Annotated in this window: 1 protein-coding gene; it reads left to right on the top strand. The window is 47.3% G+C overall.

From position 1 onward, the window contains the following. On the top strand, positions 1-573 hold a 573-nt coding region (locus R8O11_RS29970; protein WP_318195228.1), incomplete at both ends, for an acetate--CoA ligase family protein.

Raw genomic sequence — 573 nt, 5'->3', positions numbered from 1 at the left:
CTCGAGATGCTAGACTGGCATTCACTCAAGCGGGGATACCTACCTATCGTACGCCGGAAAGCGCGGTCGTTGCGTACATGCACCTCGTTGAATATAGGCGAAACCAGAAACAGTTGATGGAAACGCCAACAACAGCAGAGCCGCTGCACTCAGGTAGCGTAAATTCTGCAAAAGAATGGGTAAACGAACGACTACTGGATAAAAACACAGTTACACTGGATACACACCAAACTAGCCCACTATTTAAGCTTTTTGGCTTTAATGTTTTGCCTACTTGGATAGCATCGGATGAAATCGAAGCTGTTCACATGGCAGAAAATATTGGATACCCGGTAGCCGTGAAGCTTCGCTCTCCTGATATTCCTCACAAATCAGACGTACACGGCGTGGCGCTTAATTTGAGAAATAGTCGAGAAGTTTCTAACGCTGCACAATCGATTTTAGATACCGTCAAATTTAGTTACCCATCTGCAAACGTACACGGCCTGCTAGTTCAAGGCATGGCGAAGCTTGGCAGCGCGGAAGTGTTGCGAATCAGTTTCGCGGTGGAGAGCGTATTTGTGCACGTCAGTC

The sequence above is a fragment of the Vibrio sp. 1288 genome (assembly GCF_033344475.1).
This window is presented reverse-complemented; position numbering and strand designations above follow the sequence as displayed.